Annotated in this window: 17 protein-coding genes; 6 read left to right on the top strand and 11 right to left on the bottom strand. The window is 41.5% G+C overall.

All coding sequences use genetic code 11. The features are described from left to right. Positions 1-798 carry a recombination regulator RecX gene (gene recX / locus MKY17_RS03680; protein WP_098370607.1) on the bottom strand — a complete coding sequence of 266 codons (798 nt, stop codon included), beginning with the start codon at positions 796-798 and terminating at the stop codon, positions 1-3. Between the two features lie 125 nt (positions 799-923). Between recX and MKY17_RS03675 the strand changes: the two genes are divergently transcribed. From MKY17_RS03675 to MKY17_RS03665, 3 genes are all read left to right on the top strand, one after another. After that, positions 924-1,844, top strand: a complete 921-nt coding sequence (locus tag MKY17_RS03675; protein WP_098370645.1) for a TIGR01777 family oxidoreductase — start codon at positions 924-926, stop codon at positions 1,842-1,844. A 53-nt stretch (positions 1,845-1,897) separates the two neighbouring features. Continuing rightward, positions 1,898-2,020, top strand: coding sequence for a YfhE family protein (locus MKY17_RS03670; protein ID WP_081088510.1), 123 nt, complete (start codon positions 1,898-1,900; stop codon positions 2,018-2,020). 107 nt (positions 2,021-2,127) lie between these two features. Continuing rightward, complete coding sequence (locus MKY17_RS03665) at positions 2,128-2,310, top strand: YfhD family protein (RefSeq protein ID WP_034306455.1); 183 nt, start codon at positions 2,128-2,130, stop codon at positions 2,308-2,310. Positions 2,311-2,719: 409 nt separating this feature from the next. On the opposite strand, the gene MKY17_RS03660 is transcribed toward MKY17_RS03665, so the two are convergent. The 5 genes from MKY17_RS03660 to MKY17_RS03640 form a co-directional block, all read right to left on the bottom strand. Continuing rightward, positions 2,720-4,300, bottom strand: coding sequence for a fatty acid--CoA ligase (locus MKY17_RS03660; RefSeq protein ID WP_098370606.1), 1,581 nt, complete (start codon positions 4,298-4,300; stop codon positions 2,720-2,722). 132 nt (positions 4,301-4,432) lie between these two features. Continuing rightward, positions 4,433-5,584: a thiolase family protein gene (locus MKY17_RS03655; protein WP_098370605.1), complete on the bottom strand. Its 1,152-nt coding sequence runs from the start codon at positions 5,582-5,584 to the stop codon at positions 4,433-4,435. Positions 5,585-5,611: 27 nt separating this feature from the next. After that, positions 5,612-6,757, bottom strand: coding sequence for an acyl-CoA dehydrogenase family protein (locus MKY17_RS03650; protein WP_098370604.1), 1,146 nt, complete (start codon positions 6,755-6,757; stop codon positions 5,612-5,614). 79 nt (positions 6,758-6,836) lie between these two features. Continuing rightward, complete coding sequence (locus tag MKY17_RS03645) at positions 6,837-7,604, bottom strand: 3-hydroxyacyl-CoA dehydrogenase (protein ID WP_098370603.1); 768 nt, start codon at positions 7,602-7,604, stop codon at positions 6,837-6,839. Between the two features lie 74 nt (positions 7,605-7,678). Continuing rightward, on the bottom strand, positions 7,679-8,074 hold the full coding sequence (locus MKY17_RS03640) for a MerR family DNA-binding transcriptional regulator (RefSeq protein ID WP_098370602.1): 396 nt from the start codon (positions 8,072-8,074) through the stop codon (positions 7,679-7,681). Positions 8,075-8,239: 165 nt separating this feature from the next. On the opposite strand from MKY17_RS03640, the gene MKY17_RS03635 reads away from it, so the two are divergent. The 3 genes from MKY17_RS03635 (at position 8,240) to MKY17_RS03625 (ending at position 10,249) form a co-directional block, all read left to right on the top strand. Next, complete coding sequence (locus MKY17_RS03635; RefSeq protein ID WP_339201381.1) at positions 8,240-8,665, top strand: universal stress protein; 426 nt, start codon at positions 8,240-8,242, stop codon at positions 8,663-8,665. A 168-nt stretch (positions 8,666-8,833) separates the two neighbouring features. Beyond that, positions 8,834-9,715: a LysR family transcriptional regulator gene (locus tag MKY17_RS03630; RefSeq protein WP_098370600.1), complete on the top strand. Its 882-nt coding sequence runs from the start codon at positions 8,834-8,836 to the stop codon at positions 9,713-9,715. Positions 9,716-9,877: 162 nt separating this feature from the next. Continuing rightward, on the top strand, positions 9,878-10,249 hold the full coding sequence (locus tag MKY17_RS03625) for a hypothetical protein (protein ID WP_098370599.1): 372 nt from the start codon (positions 9,878-9,880) through the stop codon (positions 10,247-10,249). A gap of 64 nt (positions 10,250-10,313) precedes the next feature. Here MKY17_RS03625 and MKY17_RS03620 read toward each other — a convergent pair whose 3' ends face one another. The 5 genes from MKY17_RS03620 to MKY17_RS03600 form a co-directional block, all read right to left on the bottom strand. Further along, positions 10,314-11,036 (bottom strand): amino acid ABC transporter ATP-binding protein, encoded by a 723-nt coding sequence (locus tag MKY17_RS03620; protein ID WP_048685484.1) that lies wholly within the window; start codon positions 11,034-11,036, stop codon positions 10,314-10,316. After that, a complete protein-coding gene (locus MKY17_RS03615) occupies positions 11,033-11,689 on the bottom strand; it encodes an amino acid ABC transporter permease (protein ID WP_098370598.1) in 657 nt (218 codons plus the stop codon). Before MKY17_RS03615 ends, MKY17_RS03620 begins: the two co-directional genes overlap by 4 nt. A 77-nt stretch (positions 11,690-11,766) precedes the next feature. Further along, positions 11,767-12,588, bottom strand: a complete 822-nt coding sequence (locus MKY17_RS03610) for a basic amino acid ABC transporter substrate-binding protein (protein WP_098370597.1) — start codon at positions 12,586-12,588, stop codon at positions 11,767-11,769. Positions 12,589-12,929: 341 nt separating this feature from the next. Beyond that, on the bottom strand, positions 12,930-13,949 hold the full coding sequence (locus tag MKY17_RS03605; protein ID WP_260398008.1) for an AI-2E family transporter: 1,020 nt from the start codon (positions 13,947-13,949) through the stop codon (positions 12,930-12,932). A gap of 221 nt (positions 13,950-14,170) precedes the next feature. Continuing rightward, complete coding sequence (locus MKY17_RS03600; protein WP_098370596.1) at positions 14,171-14,401, bottom strand: excisionase family DNA-binding protein; 231 nt, start codon at positions 14,399-14,401, stop codon at positions 14,171-14,173. Between the last annotated feature and the right edge of the window lie 25 nt (positions 14,402-14,426).

Raw genomic sequence — 14,426 nt, 5'->3', positions numbered from 1 at the left:
TTAATCCCCATCAGGATTGGAAAGATAACGCTCAATCAATTCTATTGGAAAACCTTTTCGGTATAATGCCTGCTTCATTTTTTGTTCATATTCGAAGCCTTCATGGTTTTTATATCGGCGTTGCATTTTTTCGGCATGGTGGCAAAGAGAATCCCATTGTTCATCTTCATCCTTTTCAACCGTCACATCTTCAACTGCTTCATGGATGACATCTCTAGGGAAACCTTTCCGTAACAAGGTTTGTTCAACTTTCAGCCTTAAAGCCCGTTCGGAAATGTTTTTTTCCTTTTTGACCGCTTTTCCAGCTAGTTTCCTTGCATGATCAATCTGAATATCATAGGGGTATTCCTTCAATGCCTCGACAACCAACTTTTCTTGCACCCCCTTTTCCTTAAGCTCGAGCTTAAGGGTAGTGGGCCCTTTATTGCCTCCATTCACATGGGTCCGTACGTAAGCCTTGGCAAATTCAAGGTCGTCTAAATAGTTAAAGCTGTATAGTTTATGTATCGCTTCTTTAATGATCGGCTCTTCCGTCTCCTTCTTTTTTAAATAAAGGCGAATTTCCGATTCCGAGCGCATTCGATATGATAAATAATTAAGTGCATCGGTAAATGCTTTTTGGATTTCATCATGGAATTGTATTTCAGCCAAAATCAGGTCATCAAGTTCCATGCCCTTTTTCAAATGAAATTTCAATAGCACTTCTTCATCTACACTGAAGGCATATTTTTCGTCAACGAAAATATTATAACGATCTTTACGTTTCTTTTGGGTTGTTATTTTTGTTATGTTTGGCATAAATCCACCCCCACCCCTACTTTACCCCTTTACGTTTACCATTTCTATATATAGCATGTCTAAAAATGAAAAAAGAACATGGGCATGTTAAAGTGAAGGAAAGAAAGGGAAAGGAAGTGGTTTTCATGAAAATTGCCATTGCTGGTGGAAGCGGTTTTGTCGGCACAGCCCTTATTGATGAATTATCAAAAGAAAATCATGATATATATATTTTGACACGTCATCCCGAAAAATTTAAAAAACAGACTAATTTGACATATATCGGCTGGTTGACCAAGGACGCAAAGCCGGAAAAGCACTTGGCGGGGCTTGATGCTTTCATAAACCTTGCTGGTGAATCCCTGAACAGCGGGCGTTGGACACCTGAACGAAAACGCCGGATTGTCGAGAGCAGGGTCGAAGCCTCCAAAGAGATGAACCGGATCATTTCCATACTGCCCGATAAAGTGTCCTTCATTATTAATGCAAGTGCAATCGGATATTATGGTACTTCGGAAGATGAGACCTTTACCGAAACCTCTGAATCCATTGGTGATGATTTCTTGGCCCGTACTGTTCAACTATGGGAAAAGGAAGCGGCTAAATCACGCTCTTACAGTAAAAGGTTGGTCCTAACAAGATTCGGGGTGATTCTGGGAGAAAAAGACGGCGCACTGCCAATGATGGTTCTCCCTTATAAACTTCTCGGCGGTGGAAAGATGGGCAAAGGGAATCAGTGGCTTTCCTGGATTCATATCCATGACGTGGTCCGTGCAATCATCTTTTGCATGAACGATCAACGGATAGAAGGTCCAGTCAATTTTACGGCACCGAACCCCGTTCAAATGGATACATTCGGGAAAACGATAGGAGCTGTCCTGCACCGGCCCCATTGGTTACCCGTACCTCCCTTCTTCCTCAAGAAACTGCTAGGGGAAATGAGCATACTTGTGCTTGAAGGACAAAATGTCCTTCCCACTAAACTTAAAGAGATAGGATTCACCTTCTCCTTTCCAACCCTTAAAGAAGCTTTACAAAATATCTTAAAAGAAGATTCTCACGTATGAAAGGGTCATTTTAGGAAAAAATAGGGATATTAAGTGAAATGGAGATGATCTAATTGCTCAAAAAACACGATAAAGAGAAAAGTAACTTAACTAGTACCCAAGCGATTCTTTATGCTCGCGAATTTAAAAAAGCAGATCGAGCTGGTGGATATACCGAGAAGAAATCCCGTCGTTAGTTTGGAGTTTTTTCCCGTACATTTTGAACAGCCACTCAACACAAAATAAGCTGGAGATGATTAGTGAATTCATCTCCAGCTTATTTTTTATTCTAGGGGGCGCTAACATGGGACGAAATAACATACACCATAATCGAGATAAGAACAAACAAAAACTTCCTCAGGTTCCTAAAAACCTGAAAAGTGACGGACTTGACGTTGAATATTCTTCCGAACTGGCTGACCAGGAAGACATCGAGGCACAAGCCCGGGCCAATGCGGCTGACCGCCGTGCTCATAATCGCCGTTAATAAGCAGGATAAACCAAACCAAGGGGGAGTAAATCAGCCCCTTGTGTTTTCTTTATTTACATAGCTTATCCACAACCCTGTGTATATTGTGGATATATTCTGAAAATACTGACAAACTATAAGTACAATAACTCACCTTATTAACATGAAAATAATGTTATTTCTGGATAACCCTGTGGATTATGTGGATAAAAGGGATGTTATGCTAATCACGCTGCATTTTTGTTGTGGATAACTATTCTCTCTTCTTGATTTGTTCCACAGGATTATTATTTATATAATAGTTCATCTATATCTTTTACGGTCTTTATTAAATTTCTTCCTTCCAAGTATTATCGCATGCGAAGCAATACTATATGGCTTTTCCACCCTAACTTGTCAGTGGTTTTATCCGCTACTGACCCCGGCATTAAAGAAGGTTCCCCAAACTTTTACCATCAACATTATCTTCCAACTGTTTACGAAGCAAGAATTTTTGTATCTTCCCGCTTGCGTTTCGGGGCAGCTCATTACAGAAGATATATCTTCTTGGACGTTTATAGTTCGCTAGTGTAACACTGTTTTTACACCAGGTTTCTAAATCTGTTTCCGCTAGCGAAGGGTCTTTGGCTACGATGAAGGCCGTCACTATTTCCCCCCATTGTTCATCCGGCTGACCCAGTACTGCACAGTCGAGAACTCCTTGGTGTTCATATAGTGTATCTTCCACTTCACGTGGATAAATATTTTCCCCTCCAGAAATAATCATGTCGTCCACCCGGTCCTTGACCCACAGATATCCATCTTCATCCAGGAAACCGATGTCACCGGAATGGTACCAGCCTTTGTAAAGCGCCTTTTCGGTCTCTCTATCTTTTTGAAAGTAACCCTTCATGATACACGGACCCTTCACAAGGATTTCCCCTGTTTCCCCAGGTTCCATCCTATCCTCGGGATCCGATGGCCCTTCGTCATTCGGACGGGCAATGATGATTTCATGATCGGAACATGCCTTGCCGGCAGAACCCGCTTTCCTAATTTGATCTTCCTCCAATAGGAGAGTGATGGCGGGACCCATTTCAGTCATTCCATAAGCTTGGATGAACTGGATGCCGAGTTTTTCCTGACAGGCACGTACAAGTGTTGGAGCCATCGGGGCTGCTCCATAAAGCCCAAGCTTCAAACTCTGGAATTTGTACTCATCCAAGTTTTCCTGGATGAGCATGTTCCACATCGTAGGTGCAGCAAAAAACTTGGTGACTCCTTCGGATTCAATCAGTTCCATGACCTTTTTGGGATTAAACTGATGTAATATGACATTTGCGGCACCGACCTGTATGCGAGGTAAAAAGGAACAGTGCAATTCAGCACAATGAAACATCGGCGCAGTGATCAAACCGATATCAGAGCGTTCATACTTCATGGCCTCTTTTAAAATCTCGGCCTGTTTGACCATGTCTTTATGAAGGTGAATGACCCCTTTGGGGCGTCCGGTTGTCCCGCTCGTATACATGATGGCATAGACATCATCTTCGTGAACGTCCACTTCATCTGGCTTCGATGAAATACTGGCCATTTTCTGGCGGTAACCTTTTGCATATCCAGGCACATCATCATCTATATACCAAAAAGCCGTTGTCGGAAATCGTTTTTCAACCGCGGCAACGTTCGATTCCAATTCGTGTTCGAATAAAACGATCTTTGGAGCAGCGTCGTTCAAGATGAAGGCCAACTCTTCCGGCATTAAACGGAAGTTGATCGGGTTAAAGATTGCACCGATTTTTGCACAGGCAAAGAATGCTGTTGCAAGCTCTTCATTGTTGTAAAGGTACGTAGAGACCCTGTCCCCTTTTCGCACCCCTTCCGCTTGAAGGGCCGCCGCCAACCTATTCACCTGCTCATTCCATTGAATGTACGTATAGCGGATATTTCTTCTCACGTCGTATATAGCTTCTTTAATGGGAAATTTCTGAACCGTCTGATCAAAGATATTTTTAATCGTTACTGACATATCATGTTCCTCCTCAAGTAACCACCATCAACAGGAAGAGTTCAGGCAAAGCCTGCAGATGGTCGGCTTCATCCCTTTTTCAGCTTTTACTTTCGTGCGAATTATGAATGTTCATAAATGGATAGTCCGGCTTCAGTCCAATCTTTCAATGATGGTTGCATTTGCCATGCCGTGGCCTTCACACATTGTTTGCAGCCCATAACGGCCGCCCGTCCTTTCTAACTCATGGATCATCGACACCATCAATCGGGCCCCACTTCCGCCAAGAGGATGACCCAAGGCAATCGCCCCGCCATTTGGATTCAGCTTTTGGGGGTCTGCCCCCGTTTCTTTTAGCCAGGCAATCGGTACAGGAGCGAAAGCCTCATTCACTTCAAAGATATCGATATCATCAATTGTAAGACCTGCTTTTTCCAAAGCTTTTTGGGTGGCGGGAATCGGTCCCGTAAGCATCAGGGTAGGATCTGACCCGACAACAACCCGTGTATGCACTTTAAAGCGCGGTTTCACTCCAAGTTCTTCGGCTTTACTGCGTTCCATCAATAATAAAGCGGCAGCACCGTCACTGATCTGACTTGAGTTCCCTGCATGGATTAAACCGCCTTCTTGAAAAACCGGTTTCAATCCAGCAAGTACTTCAAGCGTAGTTCCATCCCTTGGGCCTTGATCTTCCGTAACTTCGATTTGATTTCCTTCTTTATCAGTACCCGTTACTGATATCATTTCACGGAAAAAATGCCCTTCTTTTTGAGCACGTATTGCCTTGGCATGACTCTCAACGGAAAACTGATCACAATCTTCCCGTGTTATTCCCCACTTATCGGCGATTCTCTCAGCTGACAAACCTTGGTTGATCACCTCATACGAGTCCATATACTTTTGGCTTGTTACAGCACCTTGATAATTAGACCCCATGGGAACTCGTGACATGTTTTCCACACCACCGGCCACTACCACATCCATATCACCTGACAAGATGGCCTGGGAAGCGAAATGGACTGCCTGCTGACTTGATCCGCATTGACGGTCAATCGTCGTTCCCGGAACTTCAATCGGAAATCCAGCAATCAGTGCAGCAACCCTTGCTATATCACCGGCCTGTTCGCCCGACTGTGAAACACAACCTAAAATGACATCATCGACAATAGCAGGATCGATGCCTGCCTTTTCAATCAGCTTCTTCAATACTTCCCCTGCCAGATCATCTGGGCGAACGTCTTTCAAGACACCGTTCCTTCTGCCTACTGGCGTGCGGATCCCTTCAACGATAACCACTTCCCGCATATACTCTCTCCCCTTCTCATCCTATTATTATAGACCCAGATTCTTAGCGATGATTTTCTTCATGATTTCATTTGTCCCGGCATAGATGCTTGCTACCGGAACATCCCGATACCTTCTGGCAATCTTGTATTCCTCCATAAATCCATAGCCGCCATGGAGCTGCATGCATTCAATGGATATTTTTCTGGCAGTCTCCGTCAAACGCCATTTTGCCATCGAAACTTCCGTTACAACCTGTTCACCAGCCATATGTTTGGCGATCAATTGCTCTAGGAAGGCACGCCCCATTTTGATTTCCGTTGCCATTTCCGCGATTTTGAATTGGGTATTTTGAAACTGACTTACGGATTTTCCGAACGCTTCCCTGCCCTTCACGTACTCAATCGTATCGGCCAGCATATCCTCAGATGCGGTTTGAGCACAAATTGCTACCACAAGGCGTTCCTGCTGCAGTTTTTCCATTAAGTAAGTAAACCCCTTGCCTTCTTCACCAAGCAGGTTTTCCTTAGGAATACGGCAATCCTCGAAGATGAGTTCTGCTGTATCCTGACAGTGCAAGCCAAGTTTCTTCAGTTTTCGCCCCCTGGAAAATCCGGGTGTATCCCTTTCGACCACGACTAAGCTAACACCTTTATGTTTCGGAACGGCACTTGGATCCGTTTTACAGGCAACGATGACCAAATCCGAATGAATGCCATTTGTGATGAATGTCTTTTGGCCATTTAATATGTAATGATCTCCATCCAAAATGGCAGTCGTTTTAATATTGGCCAAATCCGAACCTGTGCCAGGCTCTGTCATGGCAATGGCTGTAATGATTTCCCCTGTCGTGCATTTAGGTAGCCAGCGCTGTTTCTGCGACTCATTTCCGTATGCGGAAATATACGGAACGGTGATGTCACTGTGAAGTCCGAAACCAATGAAACCAGAACCGACTCTTTCCAATTCTTCATTAATTATGACAGCAAAGCCCCAATCTACCCCGGAACCCCCATAATCTTCACCAAGGTCCGGACATAAAAAACCCTGTTCCCCCATTTTCACCCAGAATGACCGGGGAATTATCCTCTCTTCTTCCCATCGTTCATAGTTGGGAACTGCTTCTTTCTCTAAAAACTTTCGGAATGACTTACGGAAAATTTCATGATCTTCACTTAGGTATGGATGCTTCATCTGTTTTCTCTCCTCTCCATTTCTTTGTCCGAGGCTCTTTTTCCAGATTTACATGGATTGCCCTGAAGGAATTAACAACTTACCTGGGTGACATTCTAATGGCCCCATCAAGTCTGATGGTTTCCCCATTCAGCATTGGATTCGTTATGATGCTTTCCGTTAGTTTAGCGTACTCTTCGGGATACCCGAGCCTTGGTGGGAATGGCACGGTTTTACCTAATGACGTCCTAGCTTCTTCAGGCAATGAATCAAACATCGGAGTATGGAATAGACCGGGTGCAATCGATACGACACGTATCCCTTTAGTGGCAAGTTCCCTTGCGATCGGCAAAGTCATAGCAACAATCCCCCCCTTAGAGGCACTATATGCGGCTTGTCCGATTTGTCCTTCAAAGGCAGCTACCGAAGCTGTATTGATAATGACCCCACGCTCCCCCTCTTGGTTCGGTTCATTTTCGACCATTTTTTCCGCCGCAAGCCGGATTACGTTAAACGTACCGATCAAATTGATCTGCACGACATTTGAGAACGCTTTCAATTCATGTATACCTTTTCTGCCTATGACCTTCTCTGCAATCGCAATGCCTGCACAGTTGATGACCGTATTGATGCTCCCGAATTTTTTCATTCCTTCATCCAATGCTACCGATACGCTTTCCTCACTAGTTACATCCGTTTTAATAAACAGCACTGAATCTCCCAATTCCTGAGCCATTTTAGTGCCGTTTTCTTCCGAGAGGTCAAATATGACCGCTTTTCCACCTTTTTTAATGATGTTTCTTACTGTCGCAGCTCCCAGACCAGAAGCCCCGCCTGTCACAACTGCAATGGTTTCTTGAATTTCCAAATTCCCACCCCATTTGTTTTCTAGAATATATATTCATCTCTCACTATCATCAAAACCTATTTTCAAGATTAATTTCACCGCTTGCCTGTTTCATCGTTCACTTTCAAGTCATGAAGGGTTTCGGTAAAGCCTTTGATTACCTGTTCAAAATCCTGCTTCAACCCATCCAGCTCTTTAATGCGTTCATTAATTTCGTTTAATTTCTGTCCTGCAGTTTCAATCGTTTTTTCCAATTGCTTAATGCCTGTCCTATCCTTATCGAATAAAAGGACTATATCCTTTATTTCCACTAACGAAAAACCATATTTCTTACCGCGCATTATGATTTTGAGCTGTGCATATTCTTTCTTTCCATAAACTCTTTTTCCCGATTCAGTACGCTTTGGCCTAAGCATACCCAGTTCCTCATAATATCGGAGGGTCCTTGTCGTCAATCCGAATTCTTTTGCTAACTCAGAAATGGTGTACATGTTAAAACCACACTTTACAAAGGGATTATTTACCTTTATTTTAACATTGACGTTAACGTAAACTTCAATAAATATTCACAAAATTTATAATATATAAAACTGCATGAAAGATTTATATTGATATACTATGGGTATATTCTTTTAAAAGAAGGGAATGATCGATCAATGCTATGTTCAAAAATATTAGTTGCTTATGATGAATCTGAATTGGCTCTTAAATCTTTAGAAAAAGCGATTGAATTAGCGAACCTGGATCCCGCTATAGAAATCCAGATACTTCACGCTGTAACGCTGCCGATCAAACCAAATATATATGGCAATGCCTTTCAGGAAATCGAAGAATCCATGCTCAAATATGGCAAGGAAGTGATTAAAAAAGCGGAAGCGCTTTTATCCGAAATCCCGAATGCATCCCAGACATTTGTCGTAGAGGGTTCAGCCATCACGACTTTATTGGAACATGCAAAATCCCAGAATTGTGATCTTATCATCATGGGCAGCCGCGGATTGAGTGGTTTCAAGGAATTCTTAGGCAGCGTGAGCCACTACATCGTTCAACATTCCCCAGTGCCCGTCTTGTTGGTCAAATAAAATTTACGGCAGATACTCTTGCCAGCCCTTTCATAAGCTGGGTTCCCCCTTTGGAGTCCAGCTTATTTATGCGTGCATGAAACCCCAGCATAGCTTATCATGTTTTACAAACACTTCCGTTTACGGGTAAAATGAAACTAATTTTAAACGAGGATAACAGGTGACGCAATGGATATTAAACATTTGCAATACTTTATAGAGGTAACCAATTTCAATAGCTTCACTCGTGCTGCCGACCATCTATTCATTACCCAGCCGACCATCAGCAAAATGATTAAAAACCTGGAAACCGAGCTAGGTGTTGAGCTTTTTGATCGTTCACGTAAGCAACTGATCTTGACCGATGCAGGCAGGGTTGTCTTAGAGCAGGCAAAATTGATTGATAAGGCCTTTCACAATTTAGAAACGGAAATGGACAATTTATTAGGTTTAAAAAAGGGACATATACGCATCGGGCTGCCGCCGATCATCGACGCTTCTTTCTTCCCCCGAATTCTTAGCCGTTTTCACGAGGACTATCCCAATATTACCTTTCAATTAGTAGAGGATGGTTCAAAGAAAATAGAAGAATCCGTCCAAAATGACTTAATTGATATAGGAGTAATAGTCCTGCCAACCAACACCGCACATTTTCATCATTTTGCTTTTTTGGAAGAAGACATCAACTTGATTGTTCATCCCACCCATCCGCATGCTTATAAGGAAGAAATCGATTTGGCCGACTTGGAAAACGAATCTTTCATCTTATTCAATAAAGATTACGTCCTTCGTGATCTCATCATTTCATCCTGTAATGAAGCTGGTTTTTCTCCACATATCGTTACTGAAAGCTCACGCTGGGATTTTATTGAGGAAATGGTCTACTGTAAACTTGGCGTTGCTCTATTACCGGAAAGTTTATGCCGTCATGATGAGCGCGTAAAGACAATCAAGGTTAAAAACCCCTCCATCAGTTGGAATTTGGGATTTATATGGAGTAAGGACCATTACCTTTCATACGCTGCAAAAGAATGGCTGAAATATACGAGGGAAGCGTTGTCTCATAAGTAGTGAATTATCCAGCATCATTGATGTAAGCACTATCATAGATTTGGGTTATGCACATGATAACATCTAACCATTTTACAAGGCGTTACGGCGGGGGTAGACTAGTATAAGTAAAAAGCACGGTAAATGCTGATGGATTCAATATATTCTAAAAAGGAGATATTCATGATCACTTTATCTAGTGTCGATGAGTTACAGGCAACAGAAGCAGCTCTGGAAAAGATTAAATATTCATACCCCGAACTATTTAATAAACTGCTCCATGTCGTTGCCTTAACACGGGCTCTTCAATTTAAATATCAATTTATGGGCACATTAATCATGGATGAAAACCCTGACGAATACACCCCTGAATTCGTTATGCCCTCCGTTATCGGATTATATATAGAGGAAGTTCAAAAGTTAAAGGATGATCCGAATATCCAGGTATTACTTCAGACCTTCTCCCAAATTAAAAATATTGGATATGCCAAAATCAGTATGCTCGTGCTCGGTAAAAGCCCTGAATCGCTTTTAGGCGCTTCATATATCAAATGAAGCCCCCTGATATGCCCCGAAAAAAAAACCTCCCTTAATGGAAGGTTTTTTTCTTTACGTGTAATTAAAGCACTTTACTCAAAAAGGCTTTAGTTCTTTCCTGCTGGGGATTATTAAAAATCTCACTTGGAATATTTTCTTCAATAATATAACCTTCGTCCATGAAAATCACGCGATCTCCAACTTCTTTTGCAAACCCCATCTCATGGGTCACAACAACCATGGTCATGCCTTCCTTAGCCAGTTGCTTCATGACCTCAAGAACTTCACCGACCATTTCCGGATCTAGAGCGGAAGTCGGCTCGTCGAATAGCATGATTTTGGGTTCCATCGCCAACGCCCTGGCAATTGCGACGCGTTGCTTTTGTCCCCCCGATAATGAATCCGGATATGCGTTCGCTTTCTCGGCAAGTCCCACTTTCTTAAGTAGCTCCATCCCTCTTTGGGAAGCCTGTTCTTTGGAGATCTTGCGGACCTTTATAGGCGCAAGCATTATATTCTCAAGAACAGTCTTATGTGGAAATAAGTTAAAATGCTGAAATACCATGCCAACTTCCGTCCGGACTTTATTGATATTGACCTTCTTGTCTGTCGTATCAAGCCCTTCAATGAAAATATGGCCCCCCGTTATCGTTTCAAGTTGATTGATACACCTGAGGAAAGTGGATTTACCCGACCCAGAAGGACCAATCACCACGACTACTTCCCGAGGGGAAACGATTGCATTGATATTTTTCAATACATCATTTTCGCCAAATGACTTCTTTAGATTCTCCACTTTGATCATTCTGTTTTCAACCTTCTTTCGAGTCTATTTAATACGAAACTTAAAATGAGGGTCAGGAATAAATAGATGAAGGCACACGCCAAGTATGGCTCCCACACTTTAAAGTACTGACTCCCCATCGCTTTCCCCCAGTACATCAATTCCGGGGCAGCAATGACACAAAGCAGGGATGAATCCTTCAATAATACAATGAATTCATTTCCTAACGGAGGAATCATTCGTTTGAAAGCTTGGGGCAATACAACATGCATCATTGTTTGGATATGGGTCATTCCCAATGAACGCGCCCCTTCCATTTGCCCTTTATCGATGGATTGAATGCCCGCCCGGAAAATTTCGGCAATATATGCGGCTGCATTTAAAGATAAAGCAATGACACCTGCAGTTACTGCATTCGTTTCCCCAGTGAAAAAGGGCACAATTCCAAAATGGATTAAAAAGATTTGAACTAAAAGCGGTGTTCCGCGAAAAACCGTGACATAACAGTAAAATGGAAAGGCAAGCACTTTGTTTCTCATGAGTTTCCCTAAACCGATAAATAACCCCAAAAAAGTTCCGATGAGAATGGAGGAAACCGACAGCCCTATTGTAAGCAACGTTCCTTTTAATAAGAAAGGAGCATATTCAAAAATAATATCCCAGCGAAAACTCATTTTGTTTCCCTCCTAAGACCAAAAAAACTGCGTAACTTCACACGTAAAGTTACGCAATCTTTTACTATCCCTTTTTTTTATTGTTGTGCTTTCAACGTTTCAATATCTGGATCAGTACCAAACCACTCTTTATAGATTTCTGCATATTTCCCATTTTCATAAATGGCATTCACGGCTTTATCGAACTCCGGTTTCAATTCACTGCCTTTTGGGAACATAAGACCATAAAACTCCTCATTGAAGCTTTTGCTGTCTTCAACGACTTTCAGTTTTTGATCGGGGTTATTTTTCACATATTCTTCAACAACCGTATTATCAGCTACGACAGCCGAAGCTCCGCCTTTTAGTAATTCCTGAATGGCCAGGTTATTGTTTTCGAATTTTTTGATATCCTTGTGATTCTTTCCAAGAAGTTTCTCTACCGCTTCCTGTCCAGTAGTACCAGTCTGTACGGCAATGACGTTTCCTTTCAATTCATCTCCTGATTTTATATCACTATTCTCAGGAACGAGAATCTTGTTTGTGGATAAGAAATACGGAACAGAGAAGTCATAAGATTGTTTTCTTTCGTCATTCACTGTAATCGCAGATATGGCGACATCCGCTCTCTTACCTTCGATTTCAACAAAAATCGGATCCCAACCAACAGTTTCCACTTTAACTTCATAACCCGCTTCTTTTGCAACGGCATTGATGAAATCAACATCGAATCCTACAATCTTATCTCCTTCAAGATATTCAAATGGAGCATAGTTGGCGTCCGTCACGATCCTGAGTGTTTTCCCATTGGACTCTTCTTCTTTACCAGTTGTCGAGACTTCCTTATCCTTCCCGCATCCTGTCAAGACTAGTAACAAAGAAGCAACCATGGCAAACACTAAAAAAGAAACCTTTTTCAAAATAATCCCCTCTTCTCTCTCGTAAACTCTCTTTTTTTTAAAAAAACAGATAAATCTAACTTTAGAGAACATTCAGTATATTCTTGTAAGAATATTATACGTTTATTTGTTTTTTTATGCAATAAAAAGTCGATAAATAACTTTAGTAAAATAAAATTTTAATCAATTAACTCGGTAAATCAAAAACGCAACTATGCACTAATAGGGAAAGTTGCACCCTTTTCCCCTTTACTCGAATTAATGGATATTATATTGAAAACAGTTAGCGCCATCTTTCAAAAGGTTTAATTGAACAAAAATAAGCAGCGGCCATATTAGCGTGGCCGCTGCTCGAATGATTATTATCGGACTTCCATATTCCCCTCTTCAATATCCAACATATCCAACAGGAAGATGAAGATCGGTATCCCGATGATCAATCCCCATATCCCAAGGAAATGCTCGGAAAACAATAGGATGATGAAGGTGAAAAATGTTGGAAGATTTGTTTTTGCCGACATGAATTTCGGATTTAAAATATAGCTTTCAATTGCATGGATCACAACAATCATGATTAATACAGCAATCACTTTGGGCATGCCGCCAATGCTATAGGCAATCATGCTAAGTGGAATGAGGGATATGATGACTCCTGCAACCGGAATCAAACCCAGGAAGAAAATCATGATCCCTAGACCGAGCAACTGCGGGAAGCCAAGGATCCATAAGAAAGTTACCGATAGGACGGCATTCGTAATGGCTATCAAGAACTGGACCTCAATCACCTTTCCGAATGAATTGATGAATTTGACGCCAAAGTGGCTTAAGTTTATAAAGAAAGATTTAAATTTGGCCCGCTTGAATTTAGAAGTGAAGCGAATGATTTTATCTTTTTCCAATAAGAAAAATAGACTGAGCAACATGGAAATGAAAATTTGAAATGCCAGTTTACCGAAATCGGATATATAAAGATAGAGTGTATTCATCTGAGTTTGAAGATCGAGCGGAGATTTCAGCTCGTTCATTATATTAATGGCATATTGAATGACCCTACTATCTGGTGGATGTTGAAAGAAGAAAACGATCTGTGTCACTAATTCCGTGAATTGTAGCGTAATGACCGGTAGATATTTATAAAGAACGATGGCTAAACAAGAAATGACGACTGCATATAAAAAGCTTATAACAACCTTAGAATTGATATGCATCACTTTATTCAGCCGAATCATGATAATTTGCTCCAGCCTTCCCATCAGGAAAGTGAAAACAAATGTGAATAACACGATATTAACCATACTACCGATGCTAATTAAAAAGAGGACTAACACAATTAATGTAATTAACCTTGAAAAACCTTCGCTTTGCAAATACTCTTTTACCACTTACCTATCTCCTAACTACCATTCTGCCGTGATAATTCCTTCTACCTTTCATTTTACACGTAATTGAGGAATTCTACTACAATTACCTTCCATTGACAAGAAAATTATTTGAATGATCAGTAAAACTCATGGTGGAGACGCCGTTAAGAATTTTTCGTAAAATTCAATCTTTTATCCCAAGCCATTTCTGCATGAAAAAACATCTGCCAAATCGGCAGATGCTAATCTTCATCCTTCACATCGATATCTTCGGGGATGGGTTCGTTATAATAATCCGCTAAATCCCTCTTATACTTCTCCATCTGTTCAAGATGCATATTAAACTGATCTTTAAAAATCAAATGCTGCTCACCATCATGAACGGTACGAATTTTATTTTGAACGATCAAACTTTCTATATAAGATTCCGGCATCGATAGATATTCCGCAGTCTCTTTTACTGTCAAGTACATGCCTTCACCCCTTTTCCTCTCTAAC

It is taken from the genome of Peribacillus sp. FSL P2-0133, from assembly GCF_037975445.1.
Classification (GTDB): Bacteria; Bacillota; Bacilli; order Bacillales; family DSM-1321; genus Peribacillus; species Peribacillus simplex_E.
The sequence above is the reverse complement of the archived record's forward strand: the minus strand, read 5'-3'. Positions and strand labels throughout refer to the sequence as shown.